21 protein-coding genes and 2 tRNA genes are annotated in these 20,849 nt (G+C 70.6%); 15 read left to right on the top strand and 8 right to left on the bottom strand.

Annotation, left to right across the window (positions count from 1 at the left end; all coding sequences use genetic code 11):
• Positions 1-22: 22 nt before the first annotated feature.
• Complete coding sequence (locus ACIGDI_RS37890; protein WP_399906639.1) at positions 23-421, bottom strand: SSI family serine proteinase inhibitor; 399 nt, start codon at positions 419-421, stop codon at positions 23-25.
• 183 nt (positions 422-604) lie between these two features.
• Between ACIGDI_RS37890 and ACIGDI_RS37895 the strand changes: the two genes are divergently transcribed.
• Positions 605-695: transfer RNA gene (locus ACIGDI_RS37895), tRNA-Ser, on the top strand.
• Positions 696-905: 210 nt separating this feature from the next.
• Positions 906-978, top strand: a tRNA-Arg gene (locus tag ACIGDI_RS37900).
• Between the two features lie 23 nt (positions 979-1,001).
• On the opposite strand, the gene ACIGDI_RS37905 is transcribed toward ACIGDI_RS37900, so the two are convergent.
• Complete coding sequence (locus tag ACIGDI_RS37905; RefSeq protein ID WP_399906640.1) at positions 1,002-1,721, bottom strand: hypothetical protein; 720 nt, start codon at positions 1,719-1,721, stop codon at positions 1,002-1,004.
• A gap of 105 nt (positions 1,722-1,826) precedes the next feature.
• Between ACIGDI_RS37905 and ACIGDI_RS37910 the strand changes: the two genes are divergently transcribed.
• Positions 1,827-2,249, top strand: a complete 423-nt coding sequence (locus ACIGDI_RS37910) for a hypothetical protein (RefSeq protein WP_399906642.1) — start codon at positions 1,827-1,829, stop codon at positions 2,247-2,249.
• On the opposite strand, the gene ACIGDI_RS37915 is transcribed toward ACIGDI_RS37910, so the two are convergent.
• Positions 2,246-2,923, bottom strand: a complete 678-nt coding sequence (locus ACIGDI_RS37915) for a DUF6928 family protein (protein WP_399906644.1) — start codon at positions 2,921-2,923, stop codon at positions 2,246-2,248. The two genes, ACIGDI_RS37910 and ACIGDI_RS37915, sit on opposite strands and share 4 nt — an antisense overlap.
• Between ACIGDI_RS37915 and ACIGDI_RS37920 the strand changes: the two genes are divergently transcribed.
• Complete coding sequence (locus ACIGDI_RS37920; protein ID WP_399906646.1) at positions 2,851-3,534, top strand: hypothetical protein; 684 nt, start codon at positions 2,851-2,853, stop codon at positions 3,532-3,534. The two genes, ACIGDI_RS37915 and ACIGDI_RS37920, sit on opposite strands and share 73 nt — an antisense overlap.
• A 26-nt stretch (positions 3,535-3,560) precedes the next feature.
• On the opposite strand, the gene ACIGDI_RS37925 is transcribed toward ACIGDI_RS37920, so the two are convergent.
• Entirely contained in the window at positions 3,561-3,767 is a 207-nt protein-coding gene (locus ACIGDI_RS37925; RefSeq protein WP_399906648.1) for a hypothetical protein, read from the bottom strand.
• Between the two features lie 159 nt (positions 3,768-3,926).
• Between ACIGDI_RS37925 and ACIGDI_RS37930 the strand changes: the two genes are divergently transcribed.
• The 10 genes from ACIGDI_RS37930 to ACIGDI_RS37975 all read left to right on the top strand — a co-directional run bounded on the left by ACIGDI_RS37930 (position 3,927) and on the right by ACIGDI_RS37975 (position 16,003).
• Positions 3,927-4,115 (top strand): hypothetical protein, encoded by a 189-nt coding sequence (locus ACIGDI_RS37930; protein ID WP_272176592.1) that lies wholly within the window; start codon positions 3,927-3,929, stop codon positions 4,113-4,115.
• Positions 4,116-4,244: 129 nt separating this feature from the next.
• On the top strand, positions 4,245-5,174 hold the full coding sequence (locus ACIGDI_RS37935) for a Bro-N domain-containing protein (RefSeq protein WP_399906650.1): 930 nt from the start codon (positions 4,245-4,247) through the stop codon (positions 5,172-5,174).
• Positions 5,175-5,304: 130 nt separating this feature from the next.
• Entirely contained in the window at positions 5,305-6,180 is an 876-nt protein-coding gene (locus tag ACIGDI_RS37940; RefSeq protein WP_399906651.1) for a DUF2797 domain-containing protein, read from the top strand.
• Between the two features lie 108 nt (positions 6,181-6,288).
• A complete protein-coding gene (locus ACIGDI_RS37945) occupies positions 6,289-7,188 on the top strand; it encodes an amidohydrolase family protein (RefSeq protein ID WP_399906653.1) in 900 nt (299 codons plus the stop codon).
• A gap of 205 nt (positions 7,189-7,393) precedes the next feature.
• A complete protein-coding gene (locus ACIGDI_RS37950; protein ID WP_234491525.1) occupies positions 7,394-8,134 on the top strand; it encodes a response regulator transcription factor in 741 nt (246 codons plus the stop codon).
• Entirely contained in the window at positions 8,131-9,819 is a 1,689-nt protein-coding gene (locus ACIGDI_RS37955) for an ATP-binding protein (RefSeq protein WP_399906655.1), read from the top strand. The genes ACIGDI_RS37950 and ACIGDI_RS37955 overlap by 4 nt, the downstream gene beginning before the upstream one ends.
• A 14-nt stretch (positions 9,820-9,833) precedes the next feature.
• Positions 9,834-11,324, top strand: coding sequence for a glycosyltransferase (locus ACIGDI_RS37960; RefSeq protein WP_399906657.1), 1,491 nt, complete (start codon positions 9,834-9,836; stop codon positions 11,322-11,324).
• A 2-nt stretch (positions 11,325-11,326) separates the two neighbouring features.
• Positions 11,327-13,591, top strand: a complete 2,265-nt coding sequence (locus ACIGDI_RS37965) for an ArnT family glycosyltransferase (RefSeq protein WP_399906659.1) — start codon at positions 11,327-11,329, stop codon at positions 13,589-13,591.
• Between the two features lie 48 nt (positions 13,592-13,639).
• Positions 13,640-15,031: an MFS transporter gene (locus ACIGDI_RS37970; RefSeq protein WP_399906661.1), complete on the top strand. Its 1,392-nt coding sequence runs from the start codon at positions 13,640-13,642 to the stop codon at positions 15,029-15,031.
• Between the two features lie 129 nt (positions 15,032-15,160).
• Entirely contained in the window at positions 15,161-16,003 is an 843-nt protein-coding gene (locus tag ACIGDI_RS37975) for a TetR/AcrR family transcriptional regulator (protein WP_399906663.1), read from the top strand.
• Here ACIGDI_RS37975 and ACIGDI_RS37980 read toward each other — a convergent pair.
• The 4 genes from ACIGDI_RS37980 to ACIGDI_RS37995 all read right to left on the bottom strand — a co-directional run bounded on the left by ACIGDI_RS37980 (position 15,933) and on the right by ACIGDI_RS37995 (position 20,446).
• A complete protein-coding gene (locus ACIGDI_RS37980; protein WP_200703530.1) occupies positions 15,933-16,406 on the bottom strand; it encodes a PPOX class F420-dependent oxidoreductase in 474 nt (157 codons plus the stop codon). The two genes, ACIGDI_RS37975 and ACIGDI_RS37980, sit on opposite strands and share 71 nt — an antisense overlap.
• Before the next feature lie 48 nt (positions 16,407-16,454).
• On the bottom strand, positions 16,455-17,276 hold the full coding sequence (locus ACIGDI_RS37985) for a YceI family protein (protein ID WP_399906665.1): 822 nt from the start codon (positions 17,274-17,276) through the stop codon (positions 16,455-16,457).
• Positions 17,277-17,388: 112 nt separating this feature from the next.
• Complete coding sequence (locus tag ACIGDI_RS37990; RefSeq protein ID WP_399906666.1) at positions 17,389-19,929, bottom strand: MFS transporter; 2,541 nt, start codon at positions 19,927-19,929, stop codon at positions 17,389-17,391.
• Between the two features lie 13 nt (positions 19,930-19,942).
• Positions 19,943-20,446: a MarR family winged helix-turn-helix transcriptional regulator gene (locus tag ACIGDI_RS37995; RefSeq protein ID WP_399906668.1), complete on the bottom strand. Its 504-nt coding sequence runs from the start codon at positions 20,444-20,446 to the stop codon at positions 19,943-19,945.
• A gap of 195 nt (positions 20,447-20,641) precedes the next feature.
• Between ACIGDI_RS37995 and ACIGDI_RS38000 the strand changes: the two genes are divergently transcribed.
• Positions 20,642-20,839: a hypothetical protein gene (locus tag ACIGDI_RS38000; protein WP_399906670.1), complete on the top strand. Its 198-nt coding sequence runs from the start codon at positions 20,642-20,644 to the stop codon at positions 20,837-20,839.
• The last annotated feature ends 10 nt before the right edge of the window (positions 20,840-20,849 follow it).

The following is a 20,849-nucleotide window of genomic DNA, read 5'->3' on the forward strand; positions in this document are numbered from 1 at the left end:
GTAGCAGCGGCACCATCCGGTCTCAGCGGGCGATCTCGCACCCGTCGCCGCGGCTGTACGTCGCGTCCACGGGCCGCCCCGCCCAGACGCCGGTGACGTGCGCGGTCGCGGGGCCGCCGTACTGCATGGTGCAGATGCTGCCCTGGGGTACGGGCGCGAAGGTCTCCCTGCCCCACCGGCTGCCGCGATCGATCGCCGCGCAGGCGCCCGCCGCGTCCGGGTGGTCCCCGGAGTCGGGGTGGCAGTACAGCTGGAAGGTCCCGTCCCTGCCGCCGCCCGCGTGCCGCACCGTGACGGTGAGGTGGTCGGCGTCGGCGTGGGCGACGGCTGGGGTGAGGGAGGAGGCGGCGCCGAGTGCGCCGAGGGCGAGCACGAGCCGGGCGAGGGGCCGGCGGCGGGTACGGACGATGACCTGGGACATGACCTGACTAACGCGGAGCGGCGTACGACGTTGCGCACCCCGCCGCCGCGCGCCGCCGCGCGCCGGGCAACCCCTTTGCTCTGCGACCCGACTGCCTAGTACCGTGGAGGCCGATTGGTGACAGCACGCTCGACTGTGTCATCATCTGCACGCACCACTCGCGCTCGCGCGAGCGGCTGTGCTGGAGGCGTCGCCTAGTCCGGTCTATGGCGCCGCACTGCTAATGCGGTTTGGGCCTTAAAGCCCATCGAGGGTTCAAATCCCTCCGCCTCCGCCCCTGATCACCAGTGATCACCGAAGCCCCGGTCCGACGGACCGGGGCTTCGTCGTTCCCCACCCCGTCCCAGACCCCCACTTGAGCCTGTTTCCGCAGCTCACAAGGGGTAGAGCTAACGGATTTCACATGGCGGCGGCAGTCATGTAATGTTCTTCCTGTCGCCGCGAGCGGGCCGAAAGGACCGGGACCGGCGAAAAAACAAAACAAGCACTCGTAGCTTAACGGATAGAGCATCTGACTACGGATCAGAAGGTTGCAGGTTCGAATCCTGCCGAGTGCACACAGGCCGAAGCCCCCTCGGGATCATCCCGGAGGGGGCTTCGTCGTTCCGTCGGCGAGCCATGTCCGCCAGACGCGGCGGGTGTTGGGTGTCTCGGGGTGGTCGAGCAGCCAGAGCACGTAACCGGCGTGCAGTTGTGCCCATGGGTTGTCCGAGCGGCGGGACTTGTCGAGTCGGTCGCGCAGGTCGTCTCCGTCCACCGCCCGGGCCACACGCACGTACTCACGGTCCTTGCATCGGTAGGCGCGCCGGACGACGTGATCGACCAGGTCGAGGAGTGCGGCTCGGACCGCGTCGCTGTGGTCGTCGGCCGCCAGCTGCCGTATGAGGCTCTCCTTCGTCCCCCATGCCTTGGCGTGCTGTGTCCACTCCTGTGGATACCTGGCCTCCCACTCCAGGAAGAGCAGCGCGAAGGGGAGCCCCGGCCAGGTGCCGATACTCCCGAAGACGGACCTGTCCCACAGGGCTTCCGGCAGACAACGACTCAAGGCCTCCTCGTGGGCCTCCCGGGCGGCCAGCAGCACCGGCTCGCGGTCCTGCTCCTCGTGTCCCAGTCCCGAGGTCAGGCGCCGGGTCTCGTTGAGGTGGACACGTGTCCTCCGGACGGTGGCGCGAGCGTCGTCCAGCCGGACGAGAGCGGCGGCACGGTCGACGGCTTCGGGTGCGGTCAGGCCGTAGGCCCATCCCAGGCGCTCGCCCCACGTGTGGCCGTCGTCGGCGTCCTGGCCCGCCACCTTCTTCATGTGCGAGATCATCCCCTGATCGGTGGCCCGAGTCGATCTCAATTCCGTTGGCCGGTCGGCAGTCGGTTCTGTACTTTGCGGCCATGACCGACAACCGAAGGGGCGATGCCGCGTAGGCGCCCGTCCGCCCTGCGAGGCGATCTGCCTGTCCGCCGTCCGCGGCCGCGCCGGTACCCGACGATCGACCGTCTTCCAGGATCTTGCGCGGCCGACCTGCGTCGGCTGGAGCGGACCCGCTTCTGGCCCGAGGCCGCCGAAGAGGCCTTCTGGCACTGGAACGCCCTCGCCCACGGCCCGCTGAGGCAGCTCGTGGACCCACTCGGGGGTCCTTGCTGCGGCATCCCCGAGTGCGGGTGCAACGGCGCCGGCTTCCGCGCGCAACTCGAAGCGGTGCTGCACGCACTGCCCAAGAAGAGCGCACGTGAGTTGCGCGTCCTCGTGCGGGCCCTCGACGAGAAGATCCTTTCGAGGGCCGCTGTCATTCCGGCCGACAGCCTGGACGTGCCCTGGTGGCTGGGCCTGCCCTAGGACCGGTGCCGCTCGACCAGCCTGCCGTCAGGGCCCAGGGCGAAGACGCGGGGTGGGCCCATGGCCTCCATGGCGCTGCGCAGTTCCGCTTCCTGTTCCGAGGTGTCGGGCGCCTGCGCATCCCGTACCCGGAAGCCGTGCAGCACGATGCGGCTCGCGTCGACGTCGTCGGGCTCGGGCATGCCCTCCATGACGAACCCGCACAGTGCGCGCAGCGCGTCCTCGCCGAGTTCCGGCGGATGGAAGGGGAGCGGGTACGGCTCCTCGTCCTCGTCGGGCCACGGGACGACGTCGGCGGGGCACTCCCCGGCCCAGTAGGGCCGCTCGAAGGGGAGCGGTTCGCCGATGTTCTCGATGATCCCGCTGTCCGGGGACACGCTCAGCGAGCGCAGCAGCCGGCCGTCCTCCCACACAGCGAACGCCAGCCAGTCGACGACGCTGTGCATCGCGTGCAGCACGAGCCGTCGGCCGGCGCTCGCCGCGACCAGGTGCTCAGGGAGCCGGGACGGGAAGTCGATCATCACCCGCTGGTCGCCGACGACATCGACGCCCGGCCAGTGATGTCTGCGCCACCGTCGACCGGGACGGCGATACTCGGGGGATGGCCGCCCTGACCTCCGTCTCCGAGCCGCGTCGCCGGCTGCCGGCCGACGTACTCGCCGCGGGCGATCCATACGGTCTCGCGCTCGCGGGCGACCACGCCCTGCACGCGCACGGCCTGGTCGGGTGGCCCGGCCGGGAACTGGAAGTCGCCACGGAGCACGCCGAGGACATGGAGCGGATCGTGGCCGTGCTCCGGGCGGGACTTTGGGAGCGGGGTTGGCAGGCCGGAGTGTGGGGGACGGGTCCCCTGTCCGCGCGGCTGATCGTCACCGAACCGGACAGCGGGGAGGAGTGCGAAGTGGGCGTGGCCAAGGAGGTCTTGTGGCGGGCGCCGGTGCCGACCGGGTACGGCCCTGCCCTGTCCCTGGAGGACGCCGTCGGCATCACGGTCGGGGCGCTGGCCGAGCGTGGCCTGGTCGGGGACCTGATCGGCGTGCGGGCCGCCGCGCGCCGGTGGAGCCTTCCCGAGCTCGAGGAACTCGGCCGCCGTCACGCCCGTGACGCCTTCGACCTCACCGACCTCCACATGCGCCTCACCGGCACGGACTGGGTCGACGACACCGACTTCGCCGTCCACGGCCTCGACACGGCCGCGATCGAAGAGCTGCGCCGGTGGGCCCAGGGGTGGGCGGACGAGATCGGAGAGCAGTTGTGCGAGGCGGGAGCGCCGGAAGAGGACTGACGACCTGGCGGGCGGGCCGCGGCCGCTCAGGCCGTCGTGTCCGCCAGGCGGTGGAAAGCACGCGTCGTGCGCGGGTGGGCGAGCTCGTCCAGAACGTGGCGCCACTCGGGGTCCGGGGTGTCCGGGTGGGCCTGGTCCCAGGCGGTGAGAAGCGTAATGAGCTCGCCCTCGGGCACCTCCTGGGCCGTACGCACCTCGTGGCGCGCCGACTCGCCGTGCTGCTGCGGCTTCATGAAAGGTCTCCGTCCTTGAAGGTTTCCGTCCTCGTTCTACGATGCCGCCGACCGCCGGCCCCCACCATGAGGTCCTCTACCGGACCGGGGGTGCAGCCAGCCGCACCCCTGTGAGGGCCGTTCCCCCCATGGTGCCTCAGTCGAAGGAGGAGGAAGCCGGTGAGTAGGAGGCGTTACGTAGCCAGAGGGGTGCCCGGTGGCTACCGGATCTGGGACAACCACGGACGCCGCTGGTGGGGCGACCTCTACGAACTCTGCCCCGACGACCTGCTCACCGAGCTCAACGGCGAGGCGAACAGCGAGCGCATCACGGCGCTGTTGAAGCGGTATCGGGCTCTGAAGCGGTGAGCTTGTCGCCGCTCAGACGGACGCTCGGTCGCAGAATCGATGCCTCTCTTCACCATCGAGTGAATGTGCTTTACGGAGACGGGGGTTGTGTACGCGCGTCTCTAGCTTGCGGTGCGGAGGTGATGCTCGATGTACGAGCAGAACGACACGCCGCAGGACCCGTCGGCGGCACAGAGACAGGACGCGATCGACATCAACGACTTCGTCTTCGCGGCGACCGGCGCGCGAGTGCGGAGGCTGACCACGCCTGACGGTGAGCACTGGTTTCCGGCGGCGGACGTGGCCATGAATCTCGGCTACGCGAACACGCGGCAAGCACTGCTGTGGCACGTTGCGCCGGATTGCACCAAGCGGCTCAGTGAGCTTGCACAAGGCGTCTGTACAGCAGACGCCTTGCGCAAACTTGCAGGTCACAGGCTTCAGAAGTCGATGAAGATGGTGGACCTGAGGGGTCTCGTCGCCCTGGTCAACGGCTGCACCAAGCCCGAATGCCAGCCCTTCAAACTCTGGGTCTCCGAGGTGATCGCCGGCATTCAACGCGACGGCACCTACAGCCTCGACCCGGCTCCGCTGCAACCCGCCCGGGACGGTGGTACCGCCTACCTCATGCCGCAGCAGGTCGCCGACGCGATCGTCCGGCTCGAGGAGCGGAACATCAGGGCGGACGAGGCGTTGGCGGCATCGCAGGCGGAGATCATCCGTGGTCAGCTCTCCATGGCCGAGGCCCTGCACCGCATCGCGGACACCCTGGAGCGCATCACCGACCGCTTCCAGCCCGCCGCGCCCGAGGCCGCACCCTCGGCCATGACGCCCCAGGAGCTGCTCGCCCGTTGGCGGGCGAAGAACCTGGTCGTCACCGAGGACGTCCACGCGGTCGCGGCGCACCTCGCTCCGGCGCTGGTCCGGGGCGGCGCCCGGTGCAGGCTGGAGGAGATCGCCGCTCGTACGGGGCTGACGCTCGAACGGGTCCACGACTGCCTGCGGATGCTGATCAAGCGTGGATGCGTGCGGCAGACCGGATGCGATCCCGACGGCTCGCCGGTGTACGTGCTGCCGTAGGCCCCGGACGGGAAAGGCCCGAAGTCGCAAAACGGACTTGCGGCTTCGGGCCTGTGGGCACCGTATCGGTTCGGCGGGGCCCATCGGGCTCGGATCGCGTTGTCAGTGGGGTCTTCTACTCTCGTGAGTGATGGCACAGGCGTGGAAGTGCACGGGGCTGCGGTGGTCGGCGGATGGTCCTGTGCTGGTGTGGGACGGCGGGCGGCGCAGTGTGCTGACCCGGGGGAAACGGGTGGCCTTCGGGGTCGCGGACGGGGGTGTGCGGACGTGTGTGGGAGCGCGGGGGCACGGGTGTCCGGTGCGGGCCGTCGTGCCGGGGCGGAGTACGGGGGCGCGGTGCGAGGAGTGTGCGCGGCTGGACCGGGCGCACTCCGTGGCCGCCGACACGATCGCGGACGACCCGCGGCCGTACCACGTATATCTGGCCTGGTTCGGTCCCGGCATGGTCAAGGTCGGGATCACCGCCGAGGAGCGGGGCAGCGCGCGGCTGCTCGAGCAGGGGGCGGTCTGCTTCAGCTGGCTGGGGCTCGGTCCACTGATGGCCGCGCGGCGCAGTGAGGAGTTGCTGCGGGCCGCGCTGCGGGTGCCGGACCGGATTCCGTACGCCGAGAAGCGTGCCGTGCGGTCCCGGCTGCCGGCGACGGCGGCCGAGCGGGCGGCCGAGGTGGAGGCGTTGCACGGGCGGGCCGTGGGGCTGGCCGGCTGGCCCGAGTCGCTGGAGCGGCGGCCCTGCCGAGTCGTCGACCACGTCGGGGTGTTCGGGCTGGAGGGGCTGCCGGGTGCCGTCGGAGAGGTGAGCGAGCTGGTCGGCGGCGGGTGCGTGAGCGGGGAGCTGGTCGCCGCCGCGGGGCCGGATCTGCACCTCGACACCGCGCGGGGGGTGGTGGTGCTGGACACCCGGCTGATGACGGGGTGGGACATCGTGCCGGCCGGGGAGGAGCGTGGGCTGACCGTTCCGGTGAGGGAGTCCAGGGAGGCGGCCGGGGTTCAGGACGGGCTGTTCTGAGGGCCCTTTTGGGTGGGGAGGTGGACGCGGTCGTGGTGCGAGGGTGATCGTTGGGGGGCTCGCCGCGTGTGGCCTGCGGCGGGCGCGGCCACGGTTTCGAGAGGGCGCATGACTGGGACACCGACGCGGACGGAATCCGAGCCCGAGCAGGTCCGGCGGTTCTGGCGGCGGCTCGGGCTGCCGGGGATCGTCGACGTCCACACGCACTTCATGCCCGAGCGGGTACTGCGGAAGGTCTGGGGTTACTTCGACTCGCTGGGGCCGTTGACCGGCGGGCTGGAGTGGCCGATCACGTACCGGAAGGAGGAAGAGGAACGGGTCGCGCTCATCAGGGAGTTCGGCGCACGCGCCTTCACGGCCATGCTCTACCCGCACAAGCCGGGCATGGCGCGGTGGCTCAACAGCTGGGCCGTCGACTTCGCCGGGCGAACACCGGACTGTCTGCACACCTCGACTCTCTTTCCGGAAGCGGGCGTCGAGGACTACGTCCGGGAGGCGCTCGACGCGGGGGCGCGGGTGTTCAAGGCGCACGTGCAGGTGGGGGCGTACGACCCGGCGAGCGAACTCCTCGACGGCGCCTGGGGGTTGCTCGCGGAGGCGGGGACGCCGGTGGTGATCCACTGCGGGTCCGGGCCGGCACCCGGCAAGTTCACCGGACCCGAGCCGATCGCGCGCGTGCTGGCCCGGCACCCCCGACTGCGGCTGGTGATCGCGCACATGGGCATGCCGGAGTACGAGGACTTCCTCGGCCTGGCCGAGCGGTACGGGGAGGTGCGGCTGGACACGACGATGGCGTTCACGGACTTCGCCGAGCAGCTGGCGCCCTTCCCGCGGCGGGCGTTGCCCCGGCTGGCGGACCTCGGCGACCGCATCCTGCTCGGGACCGACTTCCCGAACATCCCGTACCCGTACATCGAGCAGCTGCATGCCCTGGAACGGCTGGGGCTGGGTGACGGGTGGCTGAGAGCTGTGTGCCATGACAACGGGGCCCGGCTGTTCGGGCTGTGAGGACGCACCCGGCCCGTCCCTCAGGCCGTCCACAGCAAGCCTTTACGCGCTGATGACCAGGGTCTGGCCGATGATGGACGCCGCTCCCCCGTCACTTCAGGGAAAGAGCTTCCCAGGGGTTCCCTGAGAGGCGCCTGTGCGTTTCTTAGGGAAATCACAGGTTGTCGAAAGGGCTCTCTCAGAGGATCCCGACAGTGTGTCCACCATGACCACGACCTCGCCCCAGGGGCGCACCGAACTGCTGAGGCCGGACGGGAGCCCCGTCCGAGTGCTTGTGGTGGACGACGAACTGTCGATCACCGAGCTGCTGTCCATGGCCCTTCGCTACGAGGGATGGCAGATCCGCAGCGCGGGCGATGGCACGGGTGCCATCCAGACCGCGCGGGAGTTCCGGCCCGACGCCGTCGTTCTCGACATGATGCTTCCGGACATGGACGGGTTGACCGTCCTCGGCCGCCTGCGGCGCGAGCTGCCGGACGTGCCGGTGCTGTTCCTGACCGCCAAGGACGCGGTCGAGGACCGTATCGCCGGACTCACCGCCGGTGGCGACGACTACGTCACCAAGCCGTTCAGCCTGGAGGAGGTCGTCGCCCGGCTGCGTGGCCTCATCCGCCGCTCGGGGGCCGCCGACCGCCGCTCGGACTCCGTGCTGGTCGTCGGTGATCTGACGCTGGACGAGGACAGTCACGAGGTGTCGCGGGCCGGCGACTCCATCCACCTCACCGCGACCGAGTTCGAGCTGCTGCGGTTCCTGATGCGCAACCCCCGGCGGGTGCTCAGCAAGGCGCAGATCCTCGACCGGGTCTGGTCGTACGACTTCGGCGGGCAGGCCAACGTGGTCGAGCTCTACATCTCGTACCTACGACGGAAGATCGACGCGGGGCGGGAGCCGATGATCCACACCCGGCGTGGGGCCGGTTACCTGATCAAGCCCGCCGCGTCATGAGCGGGCGACGACGACCGCGTGCGCAGAAGCGACGTGCCGGCAAGCCGCGCACCCTGCGGGCGCGGCTCGTCGTCGCGTCCGTGGTACTGATCGCGGTGGTGTGCGCGGTGATCGGCACGGTGACGACGCTTGCGCTGCGGTCGCATCTGTACGGCCAGTTGGACCAGCAACTGGTCCAGGTCGCCGGGCGGGCGAAGGGCTTCGGTGGGCCGCTCGGCGGTACGGACGCCGACAAGAACAGCTCGGCCCCTGACAAGAACGGTGCGTTCCCCGGCACGAACGGCTCGCCCCTCGACGGGAAGACCCCCTCCACCAACGGCACCGGCCAGACCCTCGACCTGAGCGATTTCGTCAGGCATGGCCCCCAACCGGAGGGCACGGTCGTCGCCTCCGTCAAGAAGGGGCACATCACCGACGCCAAGTACGGCAAGCGGTCCAGCCACAGCACCGACCTCAGCGGCATGATCGCCAGCTCCCTCAGCGCGGCGGGCCGTGACTCGCTGGACTCGGTCGCCAAGGACAGCAAGATCCACACCGTGGAGATCAGCGGGCTGGGCACGTACCGGGTCCAGTACGTCACCGGTGACCGGGGCAGCTACTACGTCGCCGTCCCCACCAAGGGGCCCGACAACACCATCAACACCCTCATCCTCGTAGAAGTCAGCGTCACCGTCGCCGGCCTCGGTGCCGCCGTCATCGCCGGATACGTCCTCGTCGGTGTCGCCACCCGCCCCCTCCGCCGGGTCGCCGTGACCGCGACGCGGGTGTCCGAACTGCCCCTGCACACCGGCGAGGTGAACCTCAGTGAGCGGGTCCCGGAGTCGGAGACCGATCCGCACACCGAGGTCGGCCAGGTGGGCGCGGCGCTCAACCGGATGCTGGACCACGTCCACGGCGCGCTGCACGCACGCCAGCAGAGCGAGATGCGCGTACGGCAGTTCGTGGCCGACGCAAGTCACGAGCTCAGGACCCCCCTCGCCTCCATCCGGGGATACGCGGAGCTGACCCGGCGCGGCAGGGAGCAGATCGGGCCCGACACCCGGCACGCCCTCGGCCGTATCGAGTCCGAGGCGGGCCGCATGACCCTGCTCGTCGAGGACCTGTTGCTGCTCGCCCGGCTGGACGCCGGACGGCCGCTGCAGTTCGAGCACACCGACCTCATTCCGCTGGTCGTCGACACCGTCAGCGACTCCCGCGCGGCCGGCATGGACCACAACTGGCGCCTCGACCTGCCGGACGAGCCGGCGCTGGTGTCGGCGGACGCGGCACGCATCCAGCAGGTGCTGGTCAACCTGCTGGGGAACGCCCGTAAACACACCCCCGCGGGGACGACCATCACCGCGCGCGTGCAGCGGCGCGGGCCGTGGATGTGCGTGGACGTCGAGGACAACGGGCAGGGAATCTCAGCCGAGTTGCTGCCGCACGTCTTCGAGAGGTTCGCGCGAGGCGACTCGGCGCGGTCCCGTGCCACCGGTTCCACCGGGCTCGGGCTCGCCATCGTCCAGGCCGTCGCGACCGCGCACGGCGGTGCCGTGACCGTGGACAGCGTTCCCGGACGGACCGCGTTCACCGTGCATTTGCCGGCGCTTGCCCCGGCGGCCCCCCGCCCGGCGCCCGAAACGAACTGGCAATCGCACTCACAGGCACAGCACAGTGCCAGCACATGGGTGCAACAGGGCACTTGACCAGAGTCGTTTCCATGCGAACCGACTCTTCTCCCGGCACCCTGCCGGCGCGGGAGCACCTCCCGGCCGGCGACGCCGGTACGCCTGTCCTGGACGTAGTGATCCCCGTCTACAACGAGGAGAAGGACCTCCAGCCGTGTGTGCTCAGACTGCACGAGCACCTCAAGCGCACGTTCCCGTACGCGTTCCGCATCACGATCGCGGACAACGCGTCCACGGACACCACCCCGCTGGTGGCGGCGCGGCTGGAGGCGGAGATCCCCGAGGTCACCAACTTCCGCCTGGAGCAGAAGGGGCGGGGCCGGGCCCTGCGGACCGTGTGGTCGGCCTCGGACTCGCCGATCCTCGCCTACATGGACGTGGACCTGTCCACCGACCTCAACGCCCTGCTCCCGCTGGTGGCCCCGCTGATCTCGGGCCACTCCGACCTGGCGATCGGATCGAGGCTCGCCCGCTCCTCCCGGGTGGTGCGCGGCCCCAAGCGGGAGTTCATCAGCCGTACGTACAACCTGATCCTGCGCGGCTCGCTGCAGGCCCGCTTCTCGGACGCGCAGTGCGGGTTCAAGGCGATCCGGCGTGACGTCGCCCAGGCGCTGCTGCCGCTGGTGGAGGACACCGGCTGGTTCTTCGACACCGAGATGCTGGTGCTCGCCGAGCGCGCGGGCCTGCGCATCCACGAGGTGCCCGTCGACTGGGTCGACGACCCCGACTCCACCGTGCACATCGTGAAGACGGCGACCGACGACCTCAAGGGGGTGTGGCGGGTGGGCAAGGCCCTGGCCACGGGCGCCCTGCCGCTGGACCGGCTCGCCCGTCCCTTCGGGGACGACCCGCGCGACCGTGACGTCGAGGACGTGCCCAAGGGGCTGGCCCGCCAGCTCGTCGGGTTCTGCGTGATCGGCGGTCTGTCGACCCTCTTCTACCTGCTGCTCTACAGCGGCTTCCGGACCTTCTCCGGCTCGCAGGTCGCCAACGCGCTCGCGCTGCTGGTCTCCGCGGTCGCCAACACGGCGGCCAACCGGCGCCTGACCTTCGGGGTGCGCGGCCGGGGCGGCGCCGTCCGCCACCAGGCGCAGGGGCTCGTCGTCTTCGGCATCGGCCTCGCCCTGACCAGTGGCTCGCTCGCCGCCCTGAACGCGGCGAGCAGCGACCCGGCGCACTCCACCGAGCTGGCGGTGCTGATCGCCGCCAACCTCGCCGCGACCGTGCTGCGCTTCCTGCTCTTCCGCGCCTGGGTGTTCTCCGACCGGCGCGAGGACCGCGCGTCCACCGTGGTGGCCTCGCACACGCCGGAGCAGGGCCCGTCCTCGCCGACGTACGCGACGGCCGCGTACCCGCAGTACCGGCAGCAGCCGTACCAGCCGCTGCCGCAGCGTCCGGTCGCGCCGCCGAACCCGTACCAGACCACCCGCTTCCGCGCCGGTGAAGTCGCGGACCGCAGCTGGGAGGACGCCACCCTGCATCTGCAGCCGGTGCGTCCGACCGACACCGATCCGAGGGACTGACCATGACCATCCATGACCACCGGCCGCCCCACCAGGAGGACGACCACGGTCCCTCCTCCTGGGGGCCGGAACCGACGACGGCCGTGGCGGAGACGCCGTCGGCCGTGCGGGAACCCGTGGCACCGCCGGCCGTCCCGGCCCCCGGGGCCGGCGAGCCGAAGCAGCCCTTCGTCCGCGGACTGTGGAGGGGCCGCCCCGAGGACCCCCGCTGGGCCCGTCCGGCCTTCTGGGGCCTGCTCCTCGCCACCGGCCTGCTCTACCTCTACAACCTGAGCGCCTCCGGCTGGGCCAACTCCTTCTACTCGGCGGCCGTCCAGGCCGGCAGCAGGTCATGGAAGGCCTTCTTCTTCGGGTCGCTGGACGCGAGCAACGCCATCACCGTCGACAAGCCCCCGGCCTCCCTGTGGCCGATGGAGCTGTCGGTGCGGATCTTCGGTCTCAACTCCTGGGCGATCCTGGTCCCCGAGGTCCTGATGGGAGTCGGCGCGGTCGCCGTCGTGTACGCGGCCGTACGCCGCCGGTTCAGCCCCGGGGCCGGTCTGATCGCGGGCGCGGTGCTCGCGCTCACTCCCGTCGCGGCGCTGATGTTCCGGTTCAACAACCCGGACGCCATGCTGGCGCTGCTGATGGCGCTCGCCTGCTACTTCGTGGTCCGCGGCGTCGAGGACGGCCGGACGAAGTGGCTGCTGTGGGCCGGTGTCGCGATCGGCTTCGCGTTCCTCGCCAAGACCCTGCAGGCCTTCCTGATCCTGCCGCCGCTGGCGATCGTGTACGCGGTCTGCGCGCCGGTGTCGTTGAAGAAGCGCCTCGGTCAACTGGCCGCCGCCACAGCCGCGTTGGTGGTCTCCGGTGGCTGGTGGGTGGCGATCGTCGAGCTGTGGCCGGCGTCCTCCCGCCCGTACATCGGCGGTTCGCAGAACAACAGCTTCCTGGAGCTGACCTTCGGCTACAACGGGCTCGGCCGCCTCAGCGGCGACGAGACCGGCAGCGTCGGTGGCGGTGGCGGAGGCGGCGGCACCGGCATGTGGGGCGCCACCGGCTGGAACCGCATGTTCAACTCCGAGGTCGGCGGCCAGATCTCCTGGCTGCTCCCGGCCGCGCTGATCCTGCTGGCCGGCGGTCTGGTGGCGACGCGGAAACTGAAGCGGACCTCCGCGACCCGGGCCTCGTTCCTGGTCTGGGGCGGCTCGCTGCTGATGACCGCGATCGTCTTCAGCTACATGGCGGGCATCTTCCACCAGTACTACACCGTGGCCCTCGCCCCCTACATGGCGGCCGTGATCGGCATGGGCGCCGGGATCCTGTGGGAGAAGCGGACCGAGAAGTGGGCCTCGCTCACCCTCGCGGGCGCGGTCGTGGCGAGCGCGGTCTGGAGCTACGTCCTGCTCAACCGCACTTCCACCTACCTCCCCTGGCTCAAGTACCTGATCCTCGTCGGCGGTCTGACCGCCGCGCTCGGCCTGATCTTCGCTGGCCGTGTCAGCCGCCAACTCGCGCTCGGGGCGGCGGCCGTGGGCCTGGTGGCCTCGCTGGCCGGCCCGACGGCGTACACCCTCAGCACCCTGCAGACGGGCCACACCGGTTCCATCGTGACGGCCGGCCCGGCCGGCGCGAGCATGATGGGCGGCGGCCCCGGCGGCGGTGGCGGCATGCGGGGCGGCTTCGGTGGCGGCGGCATGCCGGGCCGGCAGGGTCAGCAGGGTCAGCAGAACGGGAACGGCTTCCCCGGCGGCGGTACGACGGGCAATGGCAATGGCAATGGCAACGGCGGCTTCGGCGGCATGCCCGGCCAGAACGGCAACGGCGGCACGCAGAACCAGCAGAACGGCAACGGCTTCCCCGGCGGCGGCCGGATGGGCGACGGCGGCGGCATGGGCGGCGGCGGTGGCGTCGGCGGCCTGCTGAACGGCGCGAGCGTCTCCTCGCAGGCCAAGAAGCTGCTGGAGACGGACTCGTCCAAGTACACCTGGGTCGCGGCGGCCATCGGCGCCCAGAACGCGGCGAGCTACCAGCTCTCCACCGGCGACCCGGTGATGGCGATCGGCGGCTTCAACGGCACCGACCCGTCCCCGACACTGGCCCAGTTCAAGAAGTACGTGGAGGAAGGGAAGATCCACTACTTCATCTCGTCGGGCACCGGCGGCGGCATGGGCGGCAGCAGCAGCGGCACGTCCTCGCAGATCACCTCCTGGGTCGAGCAGACCTTCAAGAAGGTGACGGTGGGTTCGGCCACCTTCTACGACCTGACGCAGAAGGCGAGCGGCTGACCCCAACCGCGCTGTACACCGTATAGCTACGGCTATACGGTGTACAGCATGTCCGTTTCCCAGGGCCACCCCCAGCGCTGGCTGATCCTCGGCGTCATCTGTCTCGCACAACTGACCGTGCTGCTCGACAACACCGTCCTGAACGTGGCCATCCCCTCCCTCACCCGGCAACTGGGCGCGGAGACCTCCGACATCCAGTGGATGATCAACGCGTACTCGCTGGTCCAGTCCGGCCTGCTGCTCACGGCCGGCAGCGCGGCGGACCGCTACGGCCGCAAGAAGATGCTGATCGCCGGCCTGGTCCTGTTCGGCATCGGCTCGCTGGCCGCCGGCCTGGCGGACGGCACCGGCCGGCTGATCGCGGCACGGGCGGGCATGGGCGTGGGCGGCGCGCTGCTGCTGACCACCACCCTCGCCGTCGCCATGCAGATCTTCACGCCCGAGGAGCAGCCCAGGGCGATCGGCATCTGGGCGGCGGTCAACGCGCTGGGCTTCGCGGCGGGGCCGCTGCTCGGCGGTTTCATGCTCGACCACTTCTGGTGGGGAGCGATCTTCCTGGTCAACCTGCCGGTGGTGGCGCTCGGCCTGGTGGCGGTGGTGGTCCTGGTACCGGAGTCCAGGAACCCCCGCGGCGACCGCCCCGACCTGCTCGGCGCGCTGCTCTCCACGATCGGCATGGCCTCGCTGGTGTTCGCGATCATCTCCGGTCCCGAGCACGGGTGGACGTCCGGCCGGGTACTGTCGACGGCGGCCGTCGCGGTCCTGTTCCTGGGCGCCTTCGCGTACTGGGAGAGCCGGATCCCGTACCCCATGCTCGACCCGCACTTCTTCCGCGACCGCCGGTTCACCGGCGCGGTCACCGGAGCCGTGCTGATCACCTTCGGCATGGGCGGCGCGCTGTTCCTGCTCACCCAGCACCTGCAACTCGTCCTCGGATACGGCCCCCTCGAAGCGGGCCTGCGTACGGCGCCGCTCGCGCTCACCGTCGTCGCGCTCAACTTCTCGGGACTGTCGGCGAAGTGGTCGGCCAGGCTCGGCACGCCGGTGTCCATCGCGTCGGGGATGGTGCTGATGGCGGGCGGCCTGGCCGCCGTCGCCGTGCTGGACGGCGGGGGTTACGCCGGGACCCTGGCGGGGCTGCTGCTGATCGGTGCGGGCTGCGCGATCGCCAACCCTGCGATGGCGCACGCGATCATGAGCTCGATCCCGCCGGAGAAGGCGGGGGTGGGGGCCGGGATCAACGGGACGCTGGCGGAGTTCGGGAACGGGCTGGGCGTCGCGGTGCTCGGGGCCGTGCTCAGTTCCTCCAGAGGGCTGGCTCAAGGCCTGCGGGCCGGGCAGTTGGTGGGGGCCGTGGCCGTGCTGCTGGGCGGGTTCGTGGCGGCGGCGTTGCTGCGGCGGGCTCAGCGGGCAGACTCGGAGATGGTCGTCGCCCGCTGACCGGGTGACAGGGCCGTCGTGCGGCTACCGGTTGTAGGGGTCGATCGCGCAGTTCCCCGGGCCCCGGAAGGTCGGCTGCCGCCTAGCATCTTGATCAATGAGGTCGGACAGGGCTAGGAAGGTGCGCCAATGGTGAAGGCGGCTGAGCGTGCGGCGCGGACCAGCGTCTGGCTGGAGGGCAAGGTGCGCCGAGGCGGTCGTGGCGGCCAGCCGTCCGGCCTGGACCGCGACCGCATCACCGAGGTCACCGTCCGTCTCCTGGACGCCGAGGGGCTGGCCAAGTTCTCGATGCGCCGGCTGGCCGCGGAGCTGAACGTCACCGCGATGTCCGTCTACTGGTACGTGGACACCAAGGACGACCTCCTCGAACTCGCCCTCGACGCGGCCTTCGGCGAGCTGATCCTGCCCGACCCCGAGGCCGCGGAGGACTGGCGGGACCAACTGCGCACGCTGGCAACGGAGTACCGGGCGCTCCTGGTCCGCCACCCCTGGCTGTCCCCGCTGGCCGGAACCTTCCTGAACATCGGCCCGAACTCCCTCGCCTTCTCGCGGGTCGTCCAGCAGGTGATCCGGAAGACGGGCCTGCCCGTGCCGGGTCTCACGGGCGCCATCTCCGCCGTCTTCCAGTTCGTGTACGGCTTCGGCACCATCGAGGGCCACTTCATCGCCCGCTGCGCCACCGCCGGCATGACCCAGGACGAGTACTTCCGGCACGCGATGAGCGCGGTGACGCGGTCCCCGGAGGCCGCCGAGATCGTCAAGGAGAACGAGGAGATCATGGCGGCCCGCGGCGGTGACACGGTCGAGGAGATGAGGGATCGCGACTTCACCTTCGCCCTGGACCTGCTGGTGGCGGGAATCGAGGCGATGGTGGAACGGGCCCAGGGCCGAACGACAGGACCTAGGCGTCCGGAGAAGCCAGTCGGGCCGGGAAGCCGCCGGTCGCGACCGGACCCCACCGCTCCGGCGTGACCCGGATGATCGACTTGCCCTGCTTGAGCATGGCCTGACGGTACTCGTCCCAGTCCGGGTGCTCGCCGGCGATGTTGCGGTAGTACTCCACCAGGGGCTCGACGGACTCCGGCGCGTCGATGACCTCGGCCGTGCCGTCGACCTGGACCCACGGCCCGTTCCAGTCGTCGCTCAGGACGACGAGGCTGACCCGGTCGTCCCGCTTGGCGTTGCGCGTCTTGGCCCGCTCGGGGTACGTCGAGACGACGATCCGCCCCGAGTCGTCCACACCACAGGTCAACGGCGAGGCCTGCGGGCTGCCGTCGGCCCGCCGCGTCAGCAGGATCGCGCGATGACGGGGCCGTACGAAGTCCAGCAACTCGTCGCGGGAGACGGACGTGTTCGTAGCGATGTTCGGTGCCATGCCGCCAGCCTAGGCGCACGGCACCCGCTCAGCCTGTCCCCGCCGTGCCTACCCTTGCGGCAGCGACTCCCCCTGCACCGCCTGGATGTCCAGTTCCACCTTCAGCGTCGTGCCGATCGCCGCGATGCCCGCCTGCACCACCTGGTTGTAGTTCATGGCGAAGTCCTCGCGCCGCAGCTCGGTCGTGGCGCGGAAGGCGGCCCGCGTCCCGCCCCACGGGTCGGCGCCCGTGCCCAGGTAGGCCATGTCCAGGTCGACCGGCCGGACGACCCCGTGCAGCGTCAGTTCCCCGTGCACCGTCCAGCGGTCCGAGCCGGCCGCCGTCAGACCCGTCGACCGGTAGGTGATCTCCGGGAACCGCTCCACGTCGAGGAAGTCGGGCGAGCGCAGGTGGTCGTCGCGCAGGCCGTTGCCCGTGTCGATGGACGCGGCCCGGATCACGGCCTCCACGCTCGACTTCTCCACCTCGTCCGGGGCGATCTCCAGCCGCGCCGAGAAGTCGGTGAAGCGTCCGCGGACGCTGGAGATGCCCAGGTGCTGGGCGACCGCGGCCACGGACGAGTGCGCCGGGTCCACGGTCCACGGTCCGGGCGGCGGCAGTTCGGTGCCGCCCTGCCGTGCCAGGGTCACCGAGCCCAGCTCGGCCCGGCCGCTCGCGGTGACGATCGCCGTGGAGGCCGTGGGTGCGTACCCGACGGCGGTGACGATCACGACGTACGGCCCGGGCGTCAGCGTCGTCGTGTCCCGTACGGCCCCCTCGGCGTCCGCCTCGGCGCGCAGCACCTGCGTGCCGGCCATGTCGGTCACCGTGACGACCGCGTGCGAGACGGCCCATCCGTCCCGCGTCCGGATCCTCGCGCTCAGTCCCATCCCGTTTTCTCCCTGCGGTGCAAAGTGGTCTCAAAGAAACCGGCCCGTGGCACCGGCCGCGCACCTCCGCTCGAAGTACGCACACCGTCAGCCACGGGCCGGGGTTTTCGAACTATTCGGCCGGGTGGGCCAGTTCGATGTCGTGGTCGTCGACGCCACGGCCTTTCACGGTGAGCGCGGTGGCGACCGGCGGGTAGCCCGTCGCGATGACCGTGTACTCACCGCTGTTCAGGTCGGTGAAGGCGTACGCCCCGTCCGACCCGGTGGTGGCGGTGCCGACCACGTTGCCGGCCGCGTCCACGAGGGTGACCCTTGCGTCGGCCAGCGGTCCGTGCGGCGCCCGGACGACGCCCTGCAGCTGGGCCCCGGAGTCCAGGTCGATCTCGATCCGGGTGACCCCGGTGCCGCCGACCTCGACGGGCAGCGCGCGCGGCCGGAACCCGGCGGCGTTCACCGCGACGGTCACGGCACCCGGCACCAGCTCCGCGAAGGAGAACTCGCCCTGCTCACCGGTGTGTCCGGTGGCGAGCAGGTCCCCGCGCACATCGGTCACGATGACCATGGCGTCCTTGACGGGCAGCGCGCCGTCGGCGGCCCGCACCACACCGCTCAGTCCGCTGGTGCCGCTGAGCAGGACGTCGTACGAGACCGGCTCGCCGTTCACCACGACGGTGGAGGCCTGCGGCTGGAACCCGTCGGCGGCGGCGATCAGGACGTAGGAGCCGACGCTCGGCGCGTCCACCGCGTAGGAACCGTCGGCCTGGGTCACCGACCGGCCCAGCTGCCGCCCGGCGAGCGAGATCAGGGTGACGGCGGCCTGCGGGACGGGCGCGCTCTCGTTGCCGCGCACGAAGCCGCGCACCGGGATGCCGCCGGAGCCGGCCGACTCCTCGGGGCGGGCGATGGTCGCCACGGCGGCGAGCCGCTGCGTGCCGTCGGCGGTGGCCTCCGTGTCGGAGGTCACGGCCCAGCTCGGGACGTGCTCGGCGGCCGGGGTCTCGGCGGGAGCCTCGGCGGCGGCCGGGGCGGCCTCCGCGTCGGCCGGGGTCTCCGCCGCGCTCGCGGCCTGCGCCAGGGCGCCCTTGGTCCGCAGCGGGACCTCCTTGATGAACAGGGTGATCAGGAACGCGATGGCCGCGAGGGCACCGGCGATCATGAAGACGTCGGCGATGCCGTGCCCGTAGGCGCTCTCCATGAGGGTGCGGATGGGGGCCGGCAGCTTGTCCATGTCCGGAATGGTGTCCGTGGACGAGCTCGAGCCCGCCAGCGCGGCCCGGTACTGCGGGTCGAGGGCGGCGATGCCGTCCTTGACGTAGTGGGTGATCCTGTGGGCCATCACCGCGCCGAGGGCGGAGACGCCGACCGCACCGCCGAGGGAACGGAAGAAGGTGACCGTGGAGCTGGCCGAGCCGAGGTCGCTCGGGTCGACCTGGTTCTGCGTGCACAGCACCAGGTTCTGCATCATCATGCCGATGCCGAGGCCCAGCAGGGCCATGAAGATGGCCATCTTCCAGTAGGCCGTGTCGTACCGGATGGTGCCGAGCAGCCCCAGTCCGGCCGTCACCAGGACACCACCGCTGACCAGCCAGGCCTTCCAGCGGCCGGTGCGGGTGATGAACTGCCCGGAGACGGTCGAGGAGACGAACAGACCGCCGATCATCGGGATCGTCAGCACACCGGACATCGTCGGGGACTTGTCCCGTGCCAGCTGGAAGTACTGGCTGAAGAACACCGTGCCCGCGAACATCGCGATGCCGACGAACATCGAGGCCAGCGACGCCAGGGTGATGGTGCGGTTGCGGAACAGGCGCAGCGGGATGATCGGCTCGCTGGCCCTGGACTCGATCAGCACGAAGAGCGCGCCGAGCAGGATCGAACCGCCGACCATGCTGTACGTCTGCCACGACAGCCAGTCGTACTTGTCACCGGCGAAGGTGACCCAGACCAGCAGCAGCGAGACGGCGGCGGCGATGGCGGTGGCACCGCCCCAGTCGACCTTGACCTCCCGCTTGACCACGGGCAGGTGCAGGGTCTTCTGCAGGACGATCAGCGCGATGACGGCGAAGGGGACGCCGACGTAGAAGCACCAGCGCCAGCCCAGCCACGAGGTGTCGGTGATGACACCGCCGAGCAGCGGGCCGCCGACGGTGGCGACGGCGAAGGTGGCGCCGAGGTAGCCGGAGTAACGGCCGCGCTCACGCGGCGAGATCATCGCGGCCATGACGATCTGGGCGAGGGCAGACAGACCGCCGACGCCGATGCCCTGGACGACACGGCAGGCGATCAGCATGCCGGAGTTCTGCGACAGGCCGGCCGCCATGGAGCCCAGGACGTAGATGACCAGGGCTATCTGGACGAGGGCCTTCTTGCTGTAGAGGTCGGCGAGCTTGCCCCACAGGGGAGTGGCCGCGGTCATCGACAGCAGGGCGGCGGTGACGACCCAGGTGTAGGCGGACTGGCCGCCGCCGAGGTCGCTGATGATGTGCGGCAGGGCGTTGGAGACGATCGTCGACGACAGGATCGCCACGAACATGCCGAGCAGCAGACCGGAGAGCGCCTCCATGATCTGCCGGTGCGTCATCGGGCCGTGCTCGGCGGAGCCTCCCCCGTGCTTGGCATGAGCCCGCACACCGGCTGGTGTGGTCGTTGCCATGGGCTTCCTTTTCTTACGTGTTCGCGGGTGTACGGGTGGTCGCTTCGAGTTCGAGTGCGGGCGGCGGCAGCCGGGGCGGTACGGCGACACGGCTGTCGTCGAAACTGGCGCGCAGCCGCGCCATGAGCCGCGTGAGCTGGGCGACCTCCTCGTCGCTCCAGTCGCTCAGGCAGTCGGCCAGCAGCTGCGTGGTCCGCTCGGAGAGCAGCTCCAGCTGGGCCAGGCCCTTCGGCGTCAGGTGCACGATCCGGGACCGCTTGTCCGTCGGGTCGGGGGAGCGGTCGATCCAGCCGCGCTCGGCGAGGTGGGCGACATGGCGGCTGGTGACCGACATGTCCACGGCGAGCAGTTCGGCGAGCCTGCTCATGCGCATGTCGCCGAACCGGCCCAGCAGGGTCAGCACGGCGGCGCCGCCGCTCGGGCAGTCGGACGGCATGATCCGCCCGAGCTCCCGCTTCACGGCGCCGAAGGCGCTGAACTGACGCATCAGCTCCTCGTACTGCGCCCGCTCGGCCATGACACCTCCCGCATTCGTTGCTTAGGGCAACCATAAGAGTTGTTGGTTGCTGCAGGCAAACATATTGGGGCCCCGCGGGCATAAAAACTTGGCAAAGGCAAGTATTGCGAACGTAAACACGCAGGTGGGGAGCGTCCTCCCGGGTCCCGGCCCCCCACTTGGGCCACAACCGCGGATTCGCTAGGGTCTCGGGCTATGGCAAACCCCCAGAACCCCCAGGGCAACTACGACCCCGCCGGCAGCACCCAGATGTTCCGCGCGTTCGTGGACGAGGGGCCGCAGGGCGGACAGCAGCAGGCCGCCGCCCCGGCGGGTCCCCGCATCGGCCTCATCGTCGGCATCGTCGTCGCCGTGGCGGTCGTGGCCGGCGTCGCCTGGCTCGCCCTCATGTAAGCGGTACGAC

The sequence above is a fragment of the Streptomyces sp. NPDC085900 genome (genome assembly GCF_044540925.1).
Lineage (GTDB): Bacteria > Actinomycetota > Actinomycetes > Streptomycetales > Streptomycetaceae > Streptomyces > Streptomyces gilvifuscus.

Coding starts and splice junctions, on each gene's coding strand:
- ACIGDI_RS37945 (WP_399906653.1), top strand. CDS start 6,289: ATGACTGGGACACCGACGCGGACGGAATCCGAGCCCGAGCAGGTCCGG.
- ACIGDI_RS37990 (WP_399906666.1), bottom strand. CDS start 19,929: ATGGCAACGACCACACCAGCCGGTGTGCGGGCTCATGCCAAGCACGGG.
- ACIGDI_RS37925 (WP_399906648.1), bottom strand. CDS start 3,767: ATGAAGCCGCAGCAGCACGGCGAGTCGGCGCGCCACGAGGTGCGTACG.
- ACIGDI_RS37960 (WP_399906657.1), top strand. CDS start 9,834: ATGCGAACCGACTCTTCTCCCGGCACCCTGCCGGCGCGGGAGCACCTC.
- ACIGDI_RS37915 (WP_399906644.1), bottom strand. CDS start 2,923: ATGGATCGCCCGCGGCGAGTACGTCGGCCGGCAGCCGGCGACGCGGCT.
- ACIGDI_RS37920 (WP_399906646.1), top strand. CDS start 2,851: ATGGCCGCCCTGACCTCCGTCTCCGAGCCGCGTCGCCGGCTGCCGGCC.
- ACIGDI_RS37950 (WP_234491525.1), top strand. CDS start 7,394: ATGACCACGACCTCGCCCCAGGGGCGCACCGAACTGCTGAGGCCGGAC.
- ACIGDI_RS37890 (WP_399906639.1), bottom strand. CDS start 421: ATGTCCCAGGTCATCGTCCGTACCCGCCGCCGGCCCCTCGCCCGGCTC.
- ACIGDI_RS37910 (WP_399906642.1), top strand. CDS start 1,827: ATGCCGCGTAGGCGCCCGTCCGCCCTGCGAGGCGATCTGCCTGTCCGC.
- ACIGDI_RS37980 (WP_200703530.1), bottom strand. CDS start 16,406: ATGGCACCGAACATCGCTACGAACACGTCCGTCTCCCGCGACGAGTTG.
- ACIGDI_RS38000 (WP_399906670.1), top strand. CDS start 20,642: ATGGCAAACCCCCAGAACCCCCAGGGCAACTACGACCCCGCCGGCAGC.
- ACIGDI_RS37975 (WP_399906663.1), top strand. CDS start 15,161: ATGGTGAAGGCGGCTGAGCGTGCGGCGCGGACCAGCGTCTGGCTGGAG.
- ACIGDI_RS37965 (WP_399906659.1), top strand. CDS start 11,327: ATGACCATCCATGACCACCGGCCGCCCCACCAGGAGGACGACCACGGT.
- ACIGDI_RS37935 (WP_399906650.1), top strand. CDS start 4,245: ATGTACGAGCAGAACGACACGCCGCAGGACCCGTCGGCGGCACAGAGA.
- ACIGDI_RS37970 (WP_399906661.1), top strand. CDS start 13,640: ATGTCCGTTTCCCAGGGCCACCCCCAGCGCTGGCTGATCCTCGGCGTC.
- ACIGDI_RS37955 (WP_399906655.1), top strand. CDS start 8,131: ATGAGCGGGCGACGACGACCGCGTGCGCAGAAGCGACGTGCCGGCAAG.
- ACIGDI_RS37905 (WP_399906640.1), bottom strand. CDS start 1,721: ATGAAGAAGGTGGCGGGCCAGGACGCCGACGACGGCCACACGTGGGGC.
- ACIGDI_RS37995 (WP_399906668.1), bottom strand. CDS start 20,446: ATGGCCGAGCGGGCGCAGTACGAGGAGCTGATGCGTCAGTTCAGCGCC.
- ACIGDI_RS37940 (WP_399906651.1), top strand. CDS start 5,305: ATGGCACAGGCGTGGAAGTGCACGGGGCTGCGGTGGTCGGCGGATGGT.
- ACIGDI_RS37985 (WP_399906665.1), bottom strand. CDS start 17,276: ATGGGACTGAGCGCGAGGATCCGGACGCGGGACGGATGGGCCGTCTCG.